The organism is Kitasatospora brasiliensis, assembly GCF_032654805.1.
GTDB classification, from domain to species: Bacteria; Actinomycetota; Actinomycetes; order Streptomycetales; family Streptomycetaceae; genus Kitasatospora; species Kitasatospora brasiliensis.
Map to the genome: position 1 here is coordinate 105,819 of NZ_JAUOOW010000006.1, position 20,004 is coordinate 125,822.

The window sequence follows — 20,004 nt, forward strand, 5'->3', positions numbered from 1 at the left end:
GCGTGCGTCCTCTGTGGGGGAGCTGAGGAGAGGGAGTAAACGCCCGGGACGACGGTGGCCGGGCGCCGATCTTTAAGTATGGTTTCCCGGTCGCACACGCGCTATCTTCGCGCGTAGAGCCCACAGGGGGTCGCGACGCCTCCGCGAGCGCCCCACCGCACCGTACGCTAGGGCCCATGCCCAAGACGCCGTTGCACCCCTCGCCCCCTCCGCTGGAGGCCAACGACGTCGCCATCGTCGGCGGCGGCACGGTGCTGTGGTTCGTCGCCTTCGTCGCCCTGCTCCCCTTCCAGGGCACCCTCTCGGACCACGGTCACGGCACCTGGCCCTGGATCTGCCTCTCCGGCGGCCTGCTCGGCCTGCTCGGCGTCTGGTACTGCCGCGCCCGCCGGGACGCGATCGCCCGCAGCCGCGCCGCCGAAGCGGCCGAGGCCGCCGGGGGCACGACCGAACGCAGGGCCGAAGGCGATGGCCAGGACCCGGCCACCCGGTCGGACTGAATAGTCCTTTAGTAGCACGCATCGGACATAAGGCACCCGTAGAGTCGGTGCCATGACGCAGCCTGCCCAGCCAGCGGAAGAGCGGCCGACCGACCCAGACCACCCGGACGGAGCGCACCCGCTCGGCCTGCTGCCCGGCCGACGCGGCGGCCTGACCGCCGCCGAAGTGGCCGAGCGGGTGGCGAAGGGGCAGGTCAACGACGTCCCGCTACGGTCCAGCCGATCCACCAAGGAGATCGTCCGGGCCAACGTCTTCACCCGCTTCAACGCCATCATCGGCGTGATGTTCGGCATCATCCTGATCGTCGGTCCGATCCAGGACGGCCTGTTCGGCCTGGTCATCGTCGCCAACACGGCGATCGGCATCATCCAGGAGCTGCGCGCCAAGAAGACCCTGGACAGCCTGGCCCTGATCGGCGAGGCCCGCCCGCAGGTCCGCCGGGACGGTGCCGCCCAGCAGATCGGCGTCTCCGAGATCGTCCTCGACGACACCGTGCTGCTCGGCATCGGCGACAAGGTGATCGTGGACGGCGAGGTCACCGAGGCGGACGGCCTGGAGATCGACGAGTCGCTGCTCACCGGCGAGCCCGACCCGGTGCTCAAGCACCCCGGCGACCCGGTGATGTCCGGCAGCTTCGTGGTGGCCGGCGCCGGCGCGTTCACCGCCACCAAGGTCGGCCGAGCGGCCTACGCGGCCCAGCTCGCCGAGGAGGCCAGCAAGTTCACCCTGGTGAAGTCGGAGCTGCGCACCGGCATCGACAACATCCTGCGGTTCATCACCTACCTGCTGATCCCCACCGCCCTCGGCCTGATCATCAGCCAGCTGGCCGTCGAGGGCCGGGACTGGAAGGAAGCCGTACGGCGCATGGTGGCCGGCATCGTGCCGATGGTCCCCGAGGGACTGGTGCTGCTGACCTCGGTCGCCTTCGCCATCGGCGTGGTCCGGCTCGGCCGCAAGCAGTGCCTGGTCCAGGAGCTCCCGGCGATCGAGGGCCTGGCCCGGGTGGACACCGTCTGCCTGGACAAGACCGGCACCCTCACCGAGGGCGGCATGGACGTGATCGACCTGCGGGTGCTCTCGAACGGGGAGCCCGCCGCCGTCGACAAGGACACCATCAAGCGCGCGCTGGCCGTGATGGCCGGCGCCGACGCCCGCCCCAACCCGTCCATGCAGGCCGTCATCGACGCGTACGGGCGCGGCGACGCCGACTCCTCGGGCCGCGACGGCTGGCGGATGATCGAGGCGATGCCCTTCTCCTCCGCCCGCAAGTGGAGCGGCGTGCAGCTGCTGGAGCCGCAGGGCGGCGAGGCCAGCTGGCTGCTCGGCGCGCCCGACGTGCTGCTGCCCGCCGGGCACCCGGCGCTCGCCGAGGTGGACGAGCTGGGCGCCCGAGGCCTGCGGGTGCTGCTGCTCGGCCGCACCCCCGTCCCGCTGGACGCCCCCGACCCGGCGGCCGACCTCACCCCGCTCGCCCTGGTGGTGCTCCAGCAGCGGCTGCGCTCGGACGCCGCCGAGACGCTGCGCTACTTCGAGGGCCAGCGGGTCCGGGCCAAGGTCATCTCCGGCGACTCGGCGGTCTCCGTCGGCGCGGTGGCCGGCCACCTGGGCCTGCCCGGCGCCGACCACCCGCTGGACGCCCGCACCCTGCCCACCGACCCGGAGGAGCTCGCCGAGACCGCCGACCGGACCAGCGTCTTCGGCCGGGTCACCCCGCAGCAGAAGCGCCAGCTGGTCGGGGCGCTCCAGTCCCGCGGCCACACCGTGGCGATGACCGGCGACGGCGTCAACGACGTCCTCGCGCTCAAGGACGCCGACATCGGCGTGGCGATGGGCACCGGCTCGGACGCCACCAAGGCGGTGGCCCAGATCGTGCTGCTGAACGACTCCTTCGCCTCGCTGCCGTCGGTGGTGGCCGAGGGCCGCCGGGTGATCGGCAACATCGAGCGGGTCGCTTCGCTCTTCCTGGTGAAGACCGTCTACTCGGTCCTGCTGGCGCTGCTGGTGATCTTCACCCACTCGCCGTACCCGTTCCTGCCCCGGCACTCCACCGTGCTGTCCTCGCTGACCATCGGCATCCCGGCCTTCTTCCTGGCCCTGGCGCCCAACAACGAGCGGGCCCGCAGCGGCTTCGTGAAGCGGGTGCTGCGGATCGCCGTCCCCGGCGGCGCGATCGCCGGCACCGGCACCTTCGTCGCCTACACGCTCGCCCGCACCGACCACGCGACCGACCTCAAGGCCGACACCAGCGTGGCCACCCTGACGCTCTTCCTGATCGCCATCTGGGTCCTCGCCATCGTCGCCCGCCCGTACAACTGGTGGCGACTGCTGCTGATCGGCACGATGGGCGGCGCCTTCGCGCTGGTCCTGCTGGTCCCGCCGCTGAAGACGTTCTTCGACCTCTCCCTGGTCGGCTTCCGCGACCCGCTGACCGGCGTCGCCATCGCGGTGGCCTGCGGCCTCGCCCTGGAGGTGGTCTGGCGCGTCATGAAGCGCCGCGGCATGGAGTGACCGGAGACAGGTGACAAGCCCCCGCGCACACCCGATGATGGCCCCCGGAGGGGGTGCCGGATGGGGCGCAGGGGCGGGGAGTTGGAGGCGTTCATCGCCTTCTTGGGCGGGCTGCTGGCGGCCGGGCTGGTCGCCCTGGCGATGGCGGGGGTCGGGGTGGCCGTCCGACCGGCGCCGGCGCTGCGCAGCGCCGCGCTGGTGACGCTCGGCGTGGTCTGGCTGACCGCCACCACCACCGTCTACCGGCGGCTGCGGGCCCGCTCCGGTGACGGGCCCGCGGGGCGGGCTCAGCCCTCGAAGTCGCGGGCGGCCGACAGCTCGTAGGCGCGGTCCGGCTCGCTGAGCGCGGCCAGCACCTCGAAGCGGCGGTGCCACTGCCCGACCGACCAGGCCAGCCCGGCCGCGAGGCCCTCCGGGGTGGCCGCGTGCAGCAGTCCGGGCACCGGCGGGACCTCGAACTCGTCGTCCTCGTCGCCGGCCTCGGCCAGCTCCGGGTCGTACGGCGGCTCCGGGGTCTGCGCCCCGATGTCCCAGCGCCAGTCCACCGCCGCCTCGCCGCCGTCCGGCCCGACGACCAGCAGGTCCTCGTGCTCCTCGTAGGCGACCGGGCAGCCGGGCAGCAGCTCCCGCACCACGGCCGGGACCCGGTGCAGCACGCCCTCGGAGAGCACCCGGCCGCCCGCCACCTCGCTGGCCAGCGACACGTGCAGCCGCTCGGCGAGGTCGGCGGCCAGCGCCGGGGCGACCGGCAGCAGGGGGTACGGGTGCAGCAGCTGGACCAGGTCGGGGGCGTCCGCGACCACCGCCTCGGTCGCGTCCACCACCACCGTGTGGTCCGGCCGGCGGCCGGTCTCCGGGTCCAGCGGCGGCAGCGCCCGCACCACGTCCAGCGGATCGATCCGCTCCCGGTCCACCCGGGCCAGCGCGGTGTGGATGCCGTGCAGCTGGCGGTGGCCCACCTCGGCGGCCGGGTCGGTCATCCGGTCCAGCACCTCGTCCGGCCCGTGCGGCTCGGCGAGCAGCGCGGCCAGCGTCGTGCGCACCCCGAGCGCGTGCAGGAACTGGTCGTCCAGGGTGGTGCGGGCCTCGTCGTACAGGCCGCGCAGCAGTGGATCGGCCCCGGCGGCGCGCAGGCCGGCGGGCTCGCGGCCGTCCAGCACCGGGTGGTCGCGTAGCCACCAGGCGGTGTACGGCGGAAGGTCGGCGTACGAGCCGTCCGGCAGCAGGGTGCGCACCGGGTCGACCACGGCGTCCCGGTACGGCGGGCGGGCCAGCGCGGCGAGCGCCTGCGGCCAGGCGTCGTCGTCCACCAGGTCGAGGTCGCGCACCGCCAGCAGCTCGGCGGCCACCGGCGGCACCCCGACCGCCTCGTCGGCCTGGAGGGCCTCCAGCGCGTCCTCGGCCCACTCGGCGAGCCCGTCCGGCGCCTCGTCCAGCAGGCCGGTGGGGTGGCCGCCGGCCGCGCGGTCGGCGGGGACGGTCGGGTCGAGCCGCTCCAGGTCGTCCGGGTCGAGCACCACGTCCTCGGCCCGCACCAGCACGAAGTCCGCCAGCACGCCGACCGCGGCGAGCACCTCGGAACCCCAGCGCTCCAGCAGCTCGTCGTCCACCCAGCCGGCGTCCTCCTCGCGGGCGAGCGCGGCGAACGGGCTGCCGGGCAGGACGAGTTCGCCGGCGCGGGCGGGCTCGCCCTCGTCGTCGAGCAGCGCCAGCCGGGCCAGCCACGGGCGCGCGCCGGCCTCCACGCCGGCCGCCTTCACCAGCGCCAGGACGGCGTCGGCGAGTTCGAGCGCCGCGTCCAGGTCGTCCTCGGCCAGCTCGTACGAGCGGGCGACGGCGGCCCGCACCTCGGGGGTGTCCAGCACCCCGGCCGGGGTGGCGGTACCGGCGCCGAGCTTGGCCAGCAGCGGGTGGGCCGCCTCGGGGTGGGCCAGGCGCAGGTCGAGCGCGGCGAGCGCGCCCGCGAGCGACTCGGGATAGCCCGGGAAGGCCGCCCAGTCGGCGTCCTCGGAGGGCAGCAGCACCCGCCGCGGCCCGGTGACCGTCCGCCCGTCGGCCAGCGGCACGGGCAGCGCGCCGAGCGACTCCGGATCGGCCGCGCCGAGCGCCGCGTACAGGTTGCGCCACCAGGCGGGCTCGCGGTCCAGACCGCCGAGCTGGTCCACCACCTCGGCCAGCGGCACCCGGCGCACGTCCAGCACCCGCAGCTCGGTGCGGCGCTCCAGGCCGGCCGGCAGCAGCCCGGGGAAGATCGGCGAGAGCGCCTCGACCACCGAGCCGTCCGCGCCCTCCAGCAGCGTCGCGTCCCGGGGCCGCAGCGCGGGCGTGCCCTCCTCGACCGGCGTCGGGTGCGGCAGGAACGGCGTGCCGGGCAGCCGGGAGAGCACCGCGGCGCGCAGCGCGTTGTCCAGCGCGCCCTGGCCGAGCGGGGCGGGCACCAGGCCGAGCGAGCCGAGGTCGGCGCCGCGGGCGCGCAGCAGGTCGGCGTAGCTGTCGGCGGCGCGCTCGGTGAGGAAGTCGGCCAGCGGGCCGGGGGCGACGTGCCGGCGGGTGGAGTCCAGCGGGTAGGAGGCGATCAGCAGCGCGGGCAGGCCGACCGGCTCGTCACTGGGGGTGGGCGCGTGCAGCACGGAGGCGATGGCGGGCCGCTGCGGGGTGCCGTCCGGGCCGACCGGAACGGCCCAGGTCACCGTCCAGTACGGGCGGGCGCGCTCCTCGGTGGGCCGGTCGGCGAGCAGGTCGGCGGCGAGCGTGCCGGAGGCGCCGGCGGTCTGCCAGAGCGTCTGCCGCGGCCGCCCGCCCGCGTCGTCGGTGACGGTGACCTCGGTGACGCCGTCCGGACGGGTCTCGGCGGCGGCCCGGGTGAGCGTCCGGACGCCGTCCGGGGTCTCCACCACGACCTCGCGCAGGCCGGGCAGGGTGAGCAGCAGCGCGTCGTCGATCCCGGCCAGCAGACGGCGGGTCAGGTCCTCGGCGGCGGCGTCCCGCAGCGGCAGCACGACCACCGTGTCGTAGCCCTCGGGCGCCGGGCCCTCGGCCGCGAACGGCAGCCGCAGCAGCGGCACGTGGCCGTCCCGGCGGCGCAGCTCGTCGGCCAGCTCGGGCTGGGCCCCGGCCAGCGCCCGGGCCTCGCCGAGCGACCAGCACACCCCGCCGGCCGCGCTCAGCACCGCGGGCTCGTCGGTGACGGCGAGGACGGCGGCGAACCCGACACCGAAGCGGCCGACCGCGGGCGCCTCGCCGCGCTTGGAGGAGGCGCGCAGGGTGGACAGCGACTCGACGGCGGCCGCGTCCAGCGGGGCGCCGGTGTTGGCGGCGGCGAGCACGCCGTCGGCGAGGGTCAGCCGCAGCCGGCCGGCGCCGTGGCCGGCCCGGACCGCGGCGTCGGCCGCGTTCTGCGCCAGCTCGACCACCAGGCGGTCCCGGTAGCCGCCGAGCGCCAGCTCCTCCTCGGCGTTGGCGTCCTCCCGGAACCGGGCCGGCGAGGCGGCCCAGGCGTCCAGCACCCGCCGCCGCAGCGCGACGGTCCCGAAGGGGTCCGCGAGGTGCTCGTCCGTGCCGCTGCCGATGATCCGAGGTTCCACTGGACCTGCCGCCTTCCGCCGCCCTGTTCGTCGTAAGGCATTCTTCCCTGCCCCACTGACTGCTCCCGACCACCGGCCCCGACGGGGGCCGGGCGGGGGGGCAGGGTGGGCCTCCGGTAGGAGCCGGGCGGGGACCGGGCCGGGCCTCCGGTGGGGCCCCTGCCCCTGGAACGGCGACGGCCCGCGCCGGTGGTCACCGGGCGGGCCGTGCGGGCGTGCGGCTCAGGAGTGGCCGAGCTCCTCGGCGGGGGCGTCGGGTTCGACGGAGCCGGAGCCGCGGTCGGGGTGCAGCGGGAGCGGCTCGACCACCAGCTCGTCCAGGATCAGCTCGGACGGCGCCGGCGGAGCCGGGATGACGGCCGCCTCGGAGTGCCCGCCGCAGCCGTAAGCGAAGGAGACGATCTGGCCGTCGGCCGGGCCGAACTCGTTGCCGCACACGCCGAAGGCCTGGCCGAGCGAGCCGCCGATCGGCACCAGGAAGCCGCAGCTCGCGCAGGAGGCCGGGGCGGCCTGCGCCATCGCGGTCTGGGCGCCGTGGGCCTTCTCCCAGCGCTCGGCGGCCAGGTGCAGGCCGAGCCGGGAGAGCACCCGGCTGCGGCCGAGGCCCAGTTCCTCGGCGACGGCGTCGATCCGGGCGCGGGCCGGGGCGGGCTGGACGTGCGGGTCGGTGACGACCAGGTCCTCGTCGTCCGCCAGGGCGACCGCGGAGTTGGGCGCGGGCTCGTCCTCGCCGGTCCAGCCGGGCTCCAGCCGCAGGTCGTCGGCGCCGGTGGGCAGCAGGTCGCCGGGGCCCATGTCGCCGGGGCGCAGCCGCTCGCTCCACGGCACCCACTGCGGGGCGAGGATCGCGTCGGCGCCGGGCAGCAGCACGACCTCGTCCAGGGTGACGTTCTTGGCGCGCGGCGCACGGGCGACGGTGACCGCCCAGTGCCAGCCGCGGTAGGCCGCGTCCAGGCATTCGAAGGTGTGGGTGACGACGCGGTCGGCGTCCGCCTGGACACCGAGGTGCGGACCGACGGCCTCCGCTCCGACGGCCTCCTCGGCTGCCTGACGGGCGAGTTCGACGGCCTCGGCACAGAGCCGGTCGGGGGTACGGCTTCGCATCGCAGCGCTCACGGCGTCGATTCTCTCCCAGTTCTTCTGTCGCCCACGGCGTGTTGCCTGTTCCGTCGCGGCTTGATAGTCCCTCGTCCATTCTGCGCGACCGGGAGCCCCCTCGGGTACCGGCCGCGCCGCTCGACCGGCCTGCCGGTGCCCCGGCGCCCCGGCGGGTCGACCTTGGGCAGGCTACCCGCCGCTCGGTGCCCCGGCACAGTCCGGGGCGGACACGGCCTGTTCCCGGGGCCGCGCCGAGCGGAGTCCGATCCCGCGTCGGCTCGCCGTTTCTGGGGCAGGATGGGCTTGTGGCGGACCACGACCCGTCGCAGCACGCACTGCGCGCCTCGCAGGCCGGCGGCCCCGACCAGGCGGACGCCGTGCCGCGACAGCAGCCTCCGGTCCCCGGCGCGGACGAACCGCCGCCGGCGGACGACGCTTCCGTGGACCTGCCCGAGGCCGCGCCGCCGTACTCGGAGCACGAGGAACACGAGGAGCACGAGGAACACGAGGAACACGAGGAGCACGAGGAACACGAGGAACACGAGGAGCACGAGGAGCACGCGAAGGACGCCGAGTACGCGCTGGACCCGCAGGGCGAGGAGGACGGGCCCGAGGCCCCCGAGCCGCGCCGCCACTTCCTGGTCCGCACCGCCTCCGCCGCCGGCTCCCGCACCGGCAAGGTGGTGCACGGCACCGGCCGCCGGATCCGCCGGGCCACCTCCGCCGAGGGCGCGGGTGAGTCCGGCCTGGCGAAACTGATCGAGCTGCACGCGCTCAACTCCTTCGGCGACATGCTGATCACCGTCGCGCTGGCCTCCACCATCTTCTTCTCGGTGCCCACCGGCGAGGCCCGCGGCCGGGTCGCGCTCTACCTGCTGATCACAATGGCCCCGTTCGCCGTCCTGGCCCCGGTGGTCGGCCCGCTGCTGGATCGCCTGCCGCACGGCCGCCGGGCGGCCATGGCGATGGCGATGCTGGCCCGGGCGGTGCTGGCCTGGACGATGGCCGGGGTGATCGCCGGCGGCGGCATCGCGCTCTACCCGGAGGCGCTCGGCGTACTGGTGGCGTCCAAGGCGTACGGCGTGGTGCGCAGCGTGGTGGTGCCCCGGCTGCTGCCGAGCCGGCTGTCCCTGGTGAAGGCGAATTCCCGGGTCACCCTGGCCGGGCTGCTGGCCACCGGTGTGGCGGCCGGGGTGGGCGGGCTGCTGCACCTGCTCGGGCCGGGCTGGCCGCTGCGCGGCGCCTTCCTGGTGTTCGTGATCGGCACCCTGATGGCGTTCCACCTGCCGCCCGCGGTGGACTCGGCCAAGGGCGAGCAGCGCGCCGTCCTGCACGCCGAGGTGCCCGGCGAGGGCCCGCACCTGATCGAGGGCTCCCATCTGATCCACCGGCCGCCGCCGGTGAAGGCCCCGCTGCGGGCGGTCGGGCCGTCGGTGGTCCTGGCGCTGCGGGCGATGTCGGCGATGAAGTGGCTGGTCGGCTTCCTGGTGATGTTCCTGGCCTTCCTGCTGCGCGAGGAGCCGGTCGGCGGGCTGGAGCCGACGGCGGCGCTGGGCCTGGTGGCGCTGGCGGCCGGGACGGGCAACGCGCTGGGGTCGGTGCTCGGCTCCTGGCTGCGCACCCGGGGGCCGGAGGCGACGGTCGCCGCGATGCTGCTGCTGGCGACCTGTGCGACGGCCGCGGCGGCGCTCTGGTACGGCGTGGTGACGGTGGTTCTGGTCGCCCTGGCGGCCGGGATGGCGGCCTCGCTGGCCAAGCTGGCGCTGGACGCGCTGATCCAGCGGGACGTCCCGGAGGCGGTGCGGACCTCGGCGTTCGCCCGTTCGGAGACCCTGATGCAGCTGTCCTGGGTGGCGGGTGGCGCGGTCGGCATCCTGCTGCCGCTGAACGGCAAGCTGGGCCTGTCGATCGCCGCCGCGGTGGTGGCCCTGATGCTGCTGTGGACGCTGCGCTCGCTCTTCCGGGTGGGCCTGCGGCGGCACCCGGCGGCGGCCCGGGTCGCCTGACCGGCCGCCGGACAACACGCGGCGGCCGACCCCCGCGTCGCGTGATCGGCCAGGCCCGGTAGATTCTGACGCATGAGCCTCAATGCCCGTGCCATCGCCGCCCTCGGCGCCGTCGTCGTGGTCGGCGCCGCCACGGTGGGCACCTCCGTCGCCATCGCCGCCGGTCAGACCGAGCACAACTCCCACCGTGCCACCCTCACGGTCGGCAACTCCTCGATCGTCGCGGACCCGCTGTGCTGGAACGGCGGCAGCCCGCTCACCGACGACCAGCAGGAGAAATGCCAGACCGACGCGACCACGGCGCTGAAGGAGGGCACGCTGCCCTCCTCGGACGTCGCGGGCAGCGACCGGGTCGGCGTCGGCGTCTCGCCGAACGTGGGCGACACGGGCTGGTGGGCCTTCACCAACGGCGGTTCCGCCCAGCAGGGCGGCCGCTACAGCCTGTTCTCGGCCTCCAAGGGCCAGACCTGGTCCGGCGCCCAGGCCGCCGGCAAGCTGCTGAACTCCAGCGGCAAGACCGTGGTCACCGTGGTCGAGGGCGACCCGAACGCGGAGGCCCCGATCGCCGTCTGGTACTTCCAGCTGAACAGCAAGGACAGCAAGGACAACGGCTGACGGTCCCGCGATGACCGCGCACGCCGTCACCGACGGCCGAGGCGAGCAGTCGGGCCCCGCGCGGGCCCGGCTGCTCGTCGTCGTCGCGGTGGAGGCCGAGGCCGCGGCGGTGCTGCGCGGCCTGCCCGGCGGGTCCGTCGGGCTGCCGCTGCCCGGCGGCACCCTGCACCGGGCCGAGCGGGTGCCGGTGGACGTGCTGGCCGCCGGCGTCGGCCCGGCCGCCGCCGCTGCCGCCGCCGCCACCGCGCTGGCGGCCCATCCGTACGCCCTGGCCGTCTCGGCCGGGATCGCCGGCGGCTTCACCCCGCTCGCCCCGGTCGGCGCCACCGTGCTGGCCGACGCGATCGTGGCCGCGGACCTCGGCGCCGAGACCCCCGAGGGCTTCGCCGACGTCACCGAGCTGGGCTTCGGCACCGTCCGGCACACCCCTCCGGCGGACGTCGTCGCGCTGGCCGCGCGGGCGCTGGCCGGCCCGGACCTCGCGGTCGGCCCGGTGCTGACCGTCTCCACCGTCACCGGCAGCGCCGGACGGGCCGCCGAGCTGACCACCCGCCACCCGGGCGCCGTCGCCGAGGCGATGGAGGGCTTCGGGGTGGCCGAGGCCGCCGTCCGGTACGGGGTGCCGGCCCTCGAACTGCGCACCGTGTCCAACCCGGTGGGCCCGCGCGACCGGTCCGCCTGGCGGATCGGCGAGGCGCTGGCCGCGCTGGAGCGAGCCTTCGCCGCGCTGCCCGTCCACGAACTGGCTGCCCGCCCACGAACGATCGAGGAGGCCGGCCGTGGCTGAACGGCTGAGCATCGCGTACTCGCCCTGCCCGAACGACACCTTCGTCTTCCACGCCTGGGCGCACGGCCTGGTGCCCGGCGCGGACGCCCCCGAGGTGACCTTCGCCGACATCGACGTCACCAACGGCCTGGCCGAGCGCGGCGAGCTGGACGTGCTGAAGATCAGCTACGGCGCGCTGCCCTGGGTCCTGGACGAGTACACCCTGCTGCCCTGCGGCGGCGCGCTGGGCCGCGGCTGCGGCCCGCTGGTGCTCACCCTGCCGGGCGTGGCCTCCCCCGCCGACCTGGCCGGGAAGACCGTCGCGGTGCCCTCCGAGCGCTCCACCGCGTACCTGCTGTTCCGGCTCTGGGCGGCACGGGCGGTGCCGGGCGGCTTCGGCGAGATCGTCGTCCTGCCGTTCCACGAGATCATGCCCGCCGTCCGGGACGGCCGGGTGGACGCCGGCCTGGTGATCCACGAGGCCCGCTTCACGTACGGGCAGTACGGCCTGCACAGCCTGGCCGACATGGGCGAGGCCTGGGAGCAGGAGACCGGCCTGCCGATCCCGCTGGGCGCGATCGTCGCCAAGCGCTCGCTCGGCGCCGAGCGGCTGCGGGAGCTCACCGACGCCGTGCGCGCCTCCGTGCGGCAGGCCTGGGCGGACCCGGCGGCCAGCCGTGACTACGTGCTGGCGCACGCCCAGGAGATGGACCTGGACGTGGCCGAGCAGCACATCGGGCTGTACGTCACCGAGTTCACCGAGGACCTCGGCGAGGAGGGCTACGCGGCCGTCCGCGCGCTGCTCACCCGGGCCGCCGCGGAGGGGCTAGTGCCCCCGCTCGACCCGGGTGCGCTCGCGTTCTAGCGCCTGGTCAGACGTCGAACTGGTCGGCCACCGCGCGCAGCAGGCCGGCCAGCTTCTGGCCGGTCGGCTTGGCCGGGTAGCGCCCGCGCTGGAGACCGGGCAGCACCGCGTCCAGCGTGGTGATCAGGTCCTGGACGATCGGCGCCATGTCGTCGGCGCTGCGGCGCTGGGCGGCGGCCACCGAGGGCAGCGCGTCCAGCAGCTGCACGGCCATCGCCTGGTCCCCGCGGTGGCCGGCGACCACGCCGAACTCGACCCGCTGGCCCGGCTTCAGCACGGTGACACCGGCGGGCAGCGCCTTGGTGTGGACGAAGACGTCGCCGCCGTCGTCGCGCGACAGGAAGCCGAAGCCCTTCGTCTCGTTGAACCACTTGACCTGGCCGGTGGGCATCTCGAACAGTCCTCGAATGGGTGTGAGGGATCCCGGCCCTGGCCGGGGATCACTGGGTGGAAAGAAGGCGGCCGACCTCGGCTCGGCGCCCGTGGGCGCTCATGGTCAGCACGCTGTCAGGAGCAGACTAACGGTCCGTCACTGCCTCATCCGCGTTCCGCGAGGGGTACGCGCTGCGAGGCCCGATCGGGGCGACGGCGAACGCGGGATCTCGCGGTCACGGGCAACCCGGAACTGGCACGGCCAGGACGCGGCTCCACGCTGTCCATCGGCTCACACCCCCGGGTCTGCGGACACGGGACGCACCTGTAGCGCCCCTCGGCACCCCGTGCATACCCCCGCCCAGCAGGGATCAAAACGTTCAGCTGCCGGGAAACTGCGCAACGTGACCGGCTCGCTCCGGTGGGCGGGCCCGGCGGGCGCTCTGCCAGACTGGAGGCAGTCCCGACCGGCCCGGAGGAGTGAGCAGACGTGAGCAGCCAGAGCGCCGAACCCGGCGACGTGTACGTCAAGGCCGGGGTGATCGTCTTCGGGCTCGGCGCGCTCGCCACCCTGGTCACCTTCGTCCCGCTGTTCCTGCACCTGACGCCGCTGCCGACGGCCGCGTACTGGCTGAGCATGCTGATGCCGGCCGGCTTCCTGGCCGCGCTGACCGGGCTGCTGCGCAACGCGCGGGCCCAGCGCCGCCGGGCCGCCTAACACTCCGCGAGGTGCTGGGCCAGCCAGTCCGGGAAGCCGGTCAGGTCCGCCAGCACCACGTCCGCGCCGGCCTCGCGCAGCTCCCGCGCGCTGTACGGGCCGGTGGGCACGCAGACCGCGATCGCGTCGGCGTGCCGGGCGCCCCGGATGTCGCCGAGGTGGTCGCCGACGTAGACGCTCGCACCGTGCTCGCGCAGCGCGTCGCCCTTGGTCTCCGCCCACAGGTCGCCGATCACGGTGTCCGCGACCAGCTCGGCGTGCTCCAGGTGGAGGCGGGCGTTCGGCTCGTACTTGCCGGTGATCACGGCGACCCGGCCGCCGTGGGCGCGGACCGCCTCGACGGCGGCGTGCGCGCCGGGCAGGGCCACGGTCGGGGCGAAGGCGTGGTCGCGGTAGAGCTCGCGGTAGCGGTCGGTCGCCCGCGCCACCTCGTCCTCCGGGAACCAGTTGCGGATCTCGTCCACCAGCGGCGGGCCGAGCCGGGTGACCACCAGGTCGGCGTCGATGAACGTGCCGGTCTCGGCGGAGAGCGCCAGATAGGTGGCGCGGATACCCGGCCGGGTGTCCAGCAGCGTCATGTCGAGGTCGAAGCCGACGGTGAGCGGAGCGGGTGAGGTCGGGGGCATGGCGCCAGGCTACCCAACGGCGGCACGGACCACGAGGCGATTTGCCCAGCCTTCACGGCGGAACTTAGGTTTACCTCAGTTGTCTGCGGGAGGGGCCTCATGACCGACACCAGCGCGCCATCCGGTGCGGCCCCCGCGCCGCACCGCGCCGCCCGGCGCCGAATACCACTGCTCGCCGCCGCCCTGGCCGTCCTGGCCGGCGCGGTGCTGCTGAGCCTGGCGGTCGGCAGCCGCACCATCCCGCTCGGCGACACGCTGGACGCCCTGCTGCACGGCGGCGACAGCGCCAACGCCGTGGTGGTCCGCGAGCTGCGGGTGCCGCGGACGGTCGTCGGCCTGGCCGTCGGCGCGGCGCTCGGCCTGGCCGGGGCCGTCATGCAGGGCCTGACCCGCAACCCGATCGCCGACCCCGGCATCCTCGGCGTCTCCCAGGGCGCGGCGGCCGGCGTGGTGGTCGCCATCTCCGGTTTCGGCGTCTCCACCCTCACCGGGTACGTCTGGTTCGGCTTCGCGGGCGCGGTGATCGCCACCGTGCTGGTGTACGGGCTCGCCGGGCGCGGCCGGGGCGGGGCGACGCCGATCAAGCTCGCGCTGGCCGGCTCGGCGATGTCCGCGTTCATCGCCTCGCTCAACACCCTGGTGCTGACCACGGACGCGGCCACCATGGACCGGTTCCGCTTCTGGCACGTCGGCTCGCTCTCCGGGCGGACCTCGGACGTGGCCTGGCAGCTGCTGCCGTTCCTGGCCGTCGGCACGGTGCTGGTGGTCGCGGTGGCACGCGGGCTGGACGCGCTGGCGCTCGGCGACGACACCGCGAAGGGGCTGGGCGCGCGGACCGGCCTGGTCCGCGCGGTCGGCGCGCTCGGGGCGACCGTCCTGACCGGTTCGGCCGTCGCGGCGGCCGGCCCGATCGCCTTCATCGGCCTGGCCGTCCCGCACGCGGCCCGCGCGGCGGCGGGCGCCGACCACCGCTGGATCCTCGCCTTCTCCGCCGTCCTCGGCCCGGCCCTGCTGCTGCTCGCCGACACCCTCGGCCGCGTCCTGTTCCCCCCGTCCGAGGTCCCGGCCGGCGTGATGACGGCCTTGGTCGGGGTCCCCGTCCTGGTCGCCTTGGTCCGCCGCCGCAAGGTGGTGGCGGCATGAGCGGCGCTCCCGGCACGGGTTCGGTGACCCTGCGCGGGTACTCCGTCGTACGGGCGGGGCGGGCGTCGTTCCTGGTGCACCGGCGGTCCGGGGCGGTGGCCCTCGGGCTGGTGGTGGTGCTGGCGGCGGCCGTGGTGGCCTCGCTGTGCCTGGGCGAGTCGACCGTCCCGCCGGGCGAGGTGGTCAAGGTGGTGCTCGGGCGGCCGAGCGCGCACGAGTTGGTGGTCGGGGAGTTCCGGCTGCCCCGGGTGGTGGTCGGGCTGCTGGTCGGCACCGCGCTCGGGCTGGCCGGGGCGCTGATCCAGACGGTCGCCCGCAATCCGCTGGCCAGCCCCGACGTGGTGGGCGTGACCTGGGGCGCGACGGCCACCGTGGTCGGCCTGACGGCGTACGGCGTGGTCGGCTCGACCGGTCAGGCGCCGTACGCGGCGGTGGCCGGCGGAGTGGCGGCCGGGCTGCTGGTGTACGCGCTGGCCTGGCGCCGCGGCCTGCACGCGCAGCGCTTCGTGCTGATCGGCATCGGGATCAGCGTCGCGCTGTCCTCGCTGACCTCCGTCTTCCTGACCAAGGGCGACGGCTTCCAGGCCCAGGCCGCCAAGGTGTGGATGACCGGCAGCCTGAACGGCGTCGGCTTCGACCAGGCCGGATGGCTGGCCCGGGTGCTGCTCGCCGCCCTGCCGGTCGCGCTGTGGGCGGCCCGCGCCCAGCGGTCGATCTCCTTCGACGACGCCACCGCCGTCGGCCTCGGTCTGCGGCTGGACCGGATCCGCCTCGGCATGGCGCTGCTGGGCATCGTGCTGGCCTCGTGCGCGGCCGGGGCCGCCGGGCCGGTGGACTTCGTCGCGCTGATGGCCCCGCAGATCGCGCTGCGGCTGGCCCGCTCGGCGCAGGTCCCGCTGTTCTGCTCGGCGCTGACCGGCGCGCTGGTGGTGGTCCTCGCCGACCTGATCGCCCGGCGGCTGCTCGCCCCGACCGAGCTGCCGGTGGGCGTGGTGACCGGCATGGTCGGCGCGCCGTACCTGATGTGGCTGCTGATCCGATCCCGCCGTGGAGGTTCCTGATGTCCGCCCACCAGCCATCCACCCAGCGCCTGGAGGCCCGGGGCCTCACCCTGGCCTACGAGGCGCGCACGGTCGTCGAGGGCCTGGACGTCGCCATCCCGGACGGGCGGGTGACGGTGATCGTCGGCCCGAACGCCTGCGGCAAATCGACCCTGCTGCGGGCGCTCGGCCGGCTGCTGAAGCCCGTCCGGGGCTCGGTGCTGCTGGACGGCGAGGAGCTGGCGCGGATCCCGACCAAGCGGATCGCCCAGCGCCTGGGCCTGCTGCCGCAGTCGCCGACCGCCCCGGAGGGCATCTCGGTGGCGGACCTGGTGGCGCGCGGCCGCCAGCCGCACCAGAGCTGGTGGCAGCAGTGGTCGCCGGAGGACGAGGCGGCGGTCGCGGAGGCGCTGGAGCGCACCTCCACCGCCGAGCTGGCCGAGCGGAGCATGGACGAGCTGTCCGGCGGCCAGCGCCAGCGCGCCTGGATCGCGATGGCCCTCGCCCAGGGCACCGACATCCTGCTGCTGGACGAGCCGACCACCTACCTGGACATCGCCCACCAGGTCGAGGTGCTGGACCTGGTGCGCCGGCTGAACGTGGAACGCGACCGGACCGTCGTCGCGGTGCTGCACGACCTCAACCAGGCCGCCCGGTACGCCGACCACCTGGTCGCGATGCGGGACGGCCGGGTGGTGGCGCAGGGCGCGCCCGGGGAGGTGGTGACGGCCGAGCTGGTGCGGGAGGTGTTCGGGCTGGACTCGGTGGTGGTGCCGGACCCGGTGACCGGCACGCCGCTGGTCGTACCGGGCGCCCCGTGGGCGGCGGCGGTGGAGGCCTGACCGCGCACGCGCGCACCGGCCGACAGGCCGCTTAACGGCACTTTAGCCACCATTTCGGACATAATCGACGGCGCCCCGACCCCGCCGCCAGAGGACCGCCGATGCCCCGGATCTCCCGCCGCACCCTCCTCACCGGTCTCGGCGGCGCCGCGCTCGCGGCGGCCACGGGCTGCACCGCCCGGCAGCCGTCCGCCGTGGCCTCCGACAGCCTCGACGCCGGCGCCTCGCCGCCCCCCGCCGCAGTGCCCTCGGTGACGGTGAACGCCGCCAACGGCCCGGTGGTGGTACCGGGCGCGCCGATGCGGGTGGTCGTGCTGGACACCGATGTGCTCGACTCCGCGCTGACCCTCGGCATCACCCCGGTCGGCGCCGCTCTCCCGGCCCGCGACACCAGCTACCCCGAGTACTGGCCGGCCACCAGGACGGCCGGGATCCGGCTGGTCGGCCCGGCCGGCGCGCCCGACCTGCCGACCGTCCGGGCACTGCGGCCGGACCTGATCCTCTCCAACCAGACCCGCGACGGCGACCGCTACGAACAGCTGCGGGAGATCGCCCCGACCGTGCTCACCCAGACCACCGGCGCGCCGTGGAAGGCGAACGTCCAGCTGCACGCCCAGGCGTTGAGCCGGGAGGCGGCCGCGGCGGCCTTCGCGGGCGCGTACCAGAGGCACGCCGGGCAGGTGGCGCAGGCGCTGTCGGCGGCCAAGGTCTCGGGCCGCAAGGTGAGCCTGGTGCGGTTCGTGGAGGGCGGCGGCATCCGGGTGTACGGCCGGCAGAGCTTCCCCGGGACGGTGCTCACCGACGCCCAGGTGGGCCGGCCGGACGCCCAGAACGTCGACCAGTCGGACTTCGAGGTCCCGCCGGACCAGCTCGCCAAGGCGGACGGCGACCTGCTGCTGTACGCGACGTACGGCGACCCGGAGCTGTCCGGCGCCAACGCCACGCTGGCGAGCCCCGGTTGGCAGGCGCTGGGGGCGGTCAAGGGGCACCGGGCGTTCCCGGTGGACGACCAGCTGTGGTTCCAGGGGATCGGCTACACCGGGGCCAACTACCTGCTGGACGAGCTCCAGCGCTTCCTCGGGGCCTAGGAGTCGGTCGCGCGGGACGTCACCGCCGACGCCGACTGGCGCTCCGACTACGCGGCCCGGCTGGAGCGCGCGGTGGCAGCCTGGGCGGACCCGGCGGCCTGGGAGAGGGACGTCGACCTCGGCGGTGCCCCGGTGCCGGCGGTGGGGATCGCCCGGATGCTGTTCCTGGAGCTGCTGCACGGCTGGGATGTGGCCCCGGCGACCGGCGGGCGGATCGAGGTCGACGAGGAACTCGCCCTGCCGGTCGGCTGGAAGGCCTGACCGCCGCTCGGAGCGGCGGTCACGAACCGGCGGTGAGCGCCGCCCGCAGCCTGGCCCGCAGCAGCCGTACCGCCGGGGACCGCTGGTCGGGGCGGGCGACCAGGCCGAGCCGGGCGTGGGTGACGGCGTCGGCCAGCGGGACGGCCCGCAGGCCGGCGCCCTCGGCCGAGGAGGCGCTGAGCACGGCGACCCCGGCGCCGCGCTCGGCGAGGCGGAGCAGGGCGGCCGGGGAGCCGGCCTCGATGTCCACCCTCGGGTCCAGGCCGAGCCGGTGGCAGGAGTCCGCGTAGGCGGCGCGGATGCCGGTGCCCGGGGAGAGGCAGAGGATCTTCTCCCCGGGAAGGCCCGGCAGGCCCCGGAGGTCGGCGAGCCGCAGCCCCGCCCGGTCCAGCGGGTGCCCGGCCGGGACGACGGCGGCGATCGGCTCGTCGACGACGACGGTGACCGCCAGGCCCGGGGCCGCCTCGCCCGCGTAGCCGATCAGGGCCAGGTCCAGGGAGCCGGCCAGGACCTGCGCCTGGAGGTCCTCGGAGGGCCCCTCGTGCAGGCTCAGCTCGATGCCGGGGTGGCTGCGGCCGAGGTCGGCGACGGTGTCCAGGAACGGCGGGATCGAGCAGCCGGTGATCATGCCGAGCCGGACCCGCCCGCGCACGGCGTCGGCGAACTCGGCGGCGGTGTGCCGGATGGCGTCGAGGGTGGCCAGGGCGCTCTTGGCGAGCGGGAGGACGGCCTCCCCGACGGGGGTCAGCCGAACCTGCCGGCCGGAGCGTTCGAGGAGCTGCTGCCCCAACTCCTGCTCCAGCTTGGCGACCTGGGTGCTGACGCCGGACTGGCTCACGTGCAGCCGGGCGGCCGCGGCGGTGAAGGTGCCCTCGTCGACCACGGCGGCGAAGTAGCGCAGCTGGTGCATCTCCATGACCGGTGACGATAGGCGACCGGTGACGAGGGGCGACCGGCCACCCCGCCCCCGTCCGGGAAGGGCCGTGACCGCACGGGCGGTCACGGCCCCGCGGGTGTCACCGACGGCCCTCGGTGCCCCGGAACTCCTTGCCGCGCAGCTGCCCCGTCTTGCCGTCGGGCAGCTCGGCCTCGATCCGCTCCTTGCGCAGCCGCCCGGTGACGGTCTGCTCCTCGACGCGCTCCTCGGTCACCAGCCGCACCCGCTCGACCGGGACGGCCTCGGTGCGCACGACCGGCCGCTCCGCGTGCAGGGTGACCTCGTACTCGGCCTCCGCGATCGGATCGCCGGACATCGCCCGCCGGTCGGCCTCGTTGATCGGCTCGCGCTCGATGTGGACCTCCTCGTGCCGCACCGGCACGGTCTGCCGCTCCTCCTCGGTGACGACGTACTTGTGCAGCTTCGCGTGGCCGGTCTCGTACCGCTCGACGCCGACGCTCATCCGCTCCTCGGAGCGGGTCATCGTGTCGCTCTGGCCCCGGTGGAGGCCGGTCCGCCCGGTGGCGGAGGCGGTCGCGCCCGGAGTGGCGGCGGCGCGGGTGGTGGCACCGGTGGTGGCACCGGCGGCCGCGGCGGTACCGGTCAGGCCGGTGGTGCCGGTCTTGCCGGCCGCGCCGGCGTCCCGGTGGGCCCAGCCGCCCTCGCCGGGCTGGTTGGCGCTCTTCCAGGCTTCGTCCCAGGCGATGCCGTAGTGCTCGCGGAGCCGGCGTTCCTCGATCTTGGAGAGGTGTCCGCTGCTGTCCACGTCCACCAGCGGCGCGTCCTTGACCTTTTCCTTGGGGTACGGCACCTCCAGATGGTCGCCGACGACCCGGGCGTCGCGGATCGGCACGAACGACTCGCTCGCACCGAACCAACCCGTCTTGACGCTGACCCACTCCGGTTTGCCGGTGACATCGTCGAGGAACATGTGGTCCGCTTTGCCGATCTTGTTGCCCTCTGCGTCATGGACGGGGTGGTGCAGCATCGAACGGGCCTGCTGTTCAGTGATCACGATTCACGCCTCCTTCACC

Annotated in this window: 19 protein-coding genes; 13 read left to right on the top strand and 6 right to left on the bottom strand. The window is 75.3% G+C overall.

Annotated elements, in window-relative coordinates:
• The first annotated feature begins 176 nt into the window (after window positions 1-176).
• The 3 genes from QWJ13_RS23245 to QWJ13_RS23255 are packed head-to-tail and all read left to right on the top strand — an operon-like array spanning window position 177 to window position 3,333.
• A complete protein-coding gene (locus QWJ13_RS23245; RefSeq protein WP_316526828.1) occupies window positions 177-500 on the top strand; it encodes a DUF2530 domain-containing protein in 324 nt (107 codons plus the stop codon).
• A gap of 52 nt (window positions 501-552) precedes the next feature.
• Window positions 553-3,009, top strand: coding sequence for an HAD-IC family P-type ATPase (locus QWJ13_RS23250; RefSeq protein WP_316526829.1), 2,457 nt, complete (start codon window positions 553-555; stop codon window positions 3,007-3,009).
• Window positions 3,010-3,069: 60 nt separating this feature from the next.
• A complete protein-coding gene (locus QWJ13_RS23255; protein WP_316526830.1) occupies window positions 3,070-3,333 on the top strand; it encodes a hypothetical protein in 264 nt (87 codons plus the stop codon).
• Here the strand turns inward: QWJ13_RS23255 and QWJ13_RS23260 are convergent.
• A complete protein-coding gene (locus QWJ13_RS23260; protein WP_316526831.1) occupies window positions 3,297-6,593 on the bottom strand; it encodes a sacsin N-terminal ATP-binding-like domain-containing protein in 3,297 nt (1,098 codons plus the stop codon). The genes QWJ13_RS23255 and QWJ13_RS23260 overlap by 37 nt on opposite strands.
• Window positions 6,594-6,815: 222 nt before the next feature.
• Window positions 6,816-7,697: a DUF3027 domain-containing protein gene (locus QWJ13_RS23265; RefSeq protein ID WP_316527374.1), complete on the bottom strand. Its 882-nt coding sequence runs from the start codon at window positions 7,695-7,697 to the stop codon at window positions 6,816-6,818.
• A gap of 632 nt (window positions 7,698-8,329) precedes the next feature.
• Between QWJ13_RS23265 and QWJ13_RS23270 the strand changes: the two genes are divergently transcribed.
• The 4 genes from QWJ13_RS23270 to QWJ13_RS23285 all read left to right on the top strand — a co-directional run bounded on the left by QWJ13_RS23270 (window position 8,330) and on the right by QWJ13_RS23285 (window position 11,943).
• On the top strand, window positions 8,330-9,697 hold the full coding sequence (locus QWJ13_RS23270) for an MFS transporter (RefSeq protein WP_432277602.1): 1,368 nt from the start codon (window positions 8,330-8,332) through the stop codon (window positions 9,695-9,697).
• 72 nt (window positions 9,698-9,769) lie between these two features.
• Window positions 9,770-10,312 (top strand): hypothetical protein, encoded by a 543-nt coding sequence (locus QWJ13_RS23275; RefSeq protein ID WP_316526832.1) that lies wholly within the window; start codon window positions 9,770-9,772, stop codon window positions 10,310-10,312.
• A gap of 10 nt (window positions 10,313-10,322) precedes the next feature.
• Window positions 10,323-11,099 carry a futalosine hydrolase gene (locus QWJ13_RS23280; RefSeq protein ID WP_316526833.1) on the top strand — a complete coding sequence of 259 codons (777 nt, stop codon included), beginning with the start codon at window positions 10,323-10,325 and terminating at the stop codon, window positions 11,097-11,099.
• Window positions 11,092-11,943: a 1,4-dihydroxy-6-naphtoate synthase gene (locus tag QWJ13_RS23285; protein WP_316526834.1), complete on the top strand. Its 852-nt coding sequence runs from the start codon at window positions 11,092-11,094 to the stop codon at window positions 11,941-11,943. The genes QWJ13_RS23280 and QWJ13_RS23285 overlap by 8 nt, the downstream gene beginning before the upstream one ends.
• 7 nt (window positions 11,944-11,950) lie before the next feature.
• Here the strand turns inward: QWJ13_RS23285 and QWJ13_RS23290 are convergent, their stop codons facing one another.
• The gene (locus QWJ13_RS23290) at window positions 11,951-12,334 is read right to left on the bottom strand and encodes a cold-shock protein (protein WP_030289703.1); all 384 of its coding nucleotides are present in this window, start codon (window positions 12,332-12,334) and stop codon (window positions 11,951-11,953) included.
• 471 nt (window positions 12,335-12,805) lie between these two features.
• Between QWJ13_RS23290 and QWJ13_RS23295 the strand changes: the two genes are divergently transcribed.
• Entirely contained in the window at window positions 12,806-13,033 is a 228-nt protein-coding gene (locus tag QWJ13_RS23295) for a hypothetical protein (protein ID WP_316526835.1), read from the top strand.
• Here the strand turns inward: QWJ13_RS23295 and QWJ13_RS23300 are convergent.
• Window positions 13,030-13,659 (bottom strand): HAD family hydrolase, encoded by a 630-nt coding sequence (locus tag QWJ13_RS23300; protein WP_316526836.1) that lies wholly within the window; start codon window positions 13,657-13,659, stop codon window positions 13,030-13,032. The genes QWJ13_RS23295 and QWJ13_RS23300 overlap by 4 nt on opposite strands.
• A gap of 99 nt (window positions 13,660-13,758) precedes the next feature.
• Between QWJ13_RS23300 and QWJ13_RS23305 the strand changes: the two genes are divergently transcribed.
• The 5 genes from QWJ13_RS23305 to QWJ13_RS23325 all read left to right on the top strand — a co-directional run bounded on the left by QWJ13_RS23305 (window position 13,759) and on the right by QWJ13_RS23325 (window position 18,033).
• Entirely contained in the window at window positions 13,759-14,802 is a 1,044-nt protein-coding gene (locus tag QWJ13_RS23305; protein ID WP_316526837.1) for a FecCD family ABC transporter permease, read from the top strand.
• Entirely contained in the window at window positions 14,799-15,863 is a 1,065-nt protein-coding gene (locus tag QWJ13_RS23310; protein WP_316526838.1) for a FecCD family ABC transporter permease, read from the top strand. The genes QWJ13_RS23305 and QWJ13_RS23310 overlap by 4 nt, the downstream gene beginning before the upstream one ends.
• A complete protein-coding gene (locus QWJ13_RS23315) occupies window positions 15,863-16,684 on the top strand; it encodes an ABC transporter ATP-binding protein (protein WP_316526839.1) in 822 nt (273 codons plus the stop codon). The genes QWJ13_RS23310 and QWJ13_RS23315 overlap by 1 nt, the downstream gene beginning before the upstream one ends.
• A gap of 101 nt (window positions 16,685-16,785) precedes the next feature.
• Window positions 16,786-17,772, top strand: a complete 987-nt coding sequence (locus tag QWJ13_RS23320) for an ABC transporter substrate-binding protein (protein ID WP_316526840.1) — start codon at window positions 16,786-16,788, stop codon at window positions 17,770-17,772.
• Window positions 17,773-17,844: 72 nt separating this feature from the next.
• Window positions 17,845-18,033 carry a DinB family protein gene (locus QWJ13_RS23325; protein WP_432277586.1) on the top strand — a complete coding sequence of 63 codons (189 nt, stop codon included), beginning with the start codon at window positions 17,845-17,847 and terminating at the stop codon, window positions 18,031-18,033.
• A gap of 19 nt (window positions 18,034-18,052) precedes the next feature.
• Here QWJ13_RS23325 and QWJ13_RS23330 read toward each other — a convergent pair whose 3' ends face one another.
• Window positions 18,053-18,949 (bottom strand): LysR family transcriptional regulator, encoded by an 897-nt coding sequence (locus QWJ13_RS23330; RefSeq protein ID WP_316526841.1) that lies wholly within the window; start codon window positions 18,947-18,949, stop codon window positions 18,053-18,055.
• Between the two features lie 100 nt (window positions 18,950-19,049).
• Window positions 19,050-19,985, bottom strand: coding sequence for a PRC and DUF2382 domain-containing protein (locus QWJ13_RS23335; RefSeq protein WP_316526842.1), 936 nt, complete (start codon window positions 19,983-19,985; stop codon window positions 19,050-19,052).
• Window positions 19,986-20,004 lie beyond the last annotated feature (19 nt).

Excerpts from the sequence above, each read along its gene's own strand:
- QWJ13_RS23255 (WP_316526830.1), top strand. The coding sequence starts at position 3,070 with ATGGGGCGCAGGGGCGGGGAGTTGGAGGCGTTCATCGCCTTCTTGGGC.
- QWJ13_RS23330 (WP_316526841.1), bottom strand. The coding sequence starts at position 18,949 with ATGGAGATGCACCAGCTGCGCTACTTCGCCGCCGTGGTCGACGAGGGC.
- QWJ13_RS23320 (WP_316526840.1), top strand. The coding sequence starts at position 16,786 with ATGCCCCGGATCTCCCGCCGCACCCTCCTCACCGGTCTCGGCGGCGCC.
- QWJ13_RS23245 (WP_316526828.1), top strand. The coding sequence starts at position 177 with ATGCCCAAGACGCCGTTGCACCCCTCGCCCCCTCCGCTGGAGGCCAAC.
- QWJ13_RS23280 (WP_316526833.1), top strand. The coding sequence starts at position 10,323 with ATGACCGCGCACGCCGTCACCGACGGCCGAGGCGAGCAGTCGGGCCCC.
- QWJ13_RS23250 (WP_316526829.1), top strand. The coding sequence starts at position 553 with ATGACGCAGCCTGCCCAGCCAGCGGAAGAGCGGCCGACCGACCCAGAC.
- QWJ13_RS23265 (WP_316527374.1), bottom strand. The coding sequence starts at position 7,697 with ATGCGAAGCCGTACCCCCGACCGGCTCTGTGCCGAGGCCGTCGAACTC.
- QWJ13_RS23275 (WP_316526832.1), top strand. The coding sequence starts at position 9,770 with ATGAGCCTCAATGCCCGTGCCATCGCCGCCCTCGGCGCCGTCGTCGTG.
- QWJ13_RS23300 (WP_316526836.1), bottom strand. The coding sequence starts at position 13,659 with ATGCCCCCGACCTCACCCGCTCCGCTCACCGTCGGCTTCGACCTCGAC.
- QWJ13_RS23310 (WP_316526838.1), top strand. The coding sequence starts at position 14,799 with ATGAGCGGCGCTCCCGGCACGGGTTCGGTGACCCTGCGCGGGTACTCC.
- QWJ13_RS23305 (WP_316526837.1), top strand. The coding sequence starts at position 13,759 with ATGACCGACACCAGCGCGCCATCCGGTGCGGCCCCCGCGCCGCACCGC.
- QWJ13_RS23315 (WP_316526839.1), top strand. The coding sequence starts at position 15,863 with ATGTCCGCCCACCAGCCATCCACCCAGCGCCTGGAGGCCCGGGGCCTC.
- QWJ13_RS23290 (WP_030289703.1), bottom strand. The coding sequence starts at position 12,334 with ATGCCCACCGGCCAGGTCAAGTGGTTCAACGAGACGAAGGGCTTCGGC.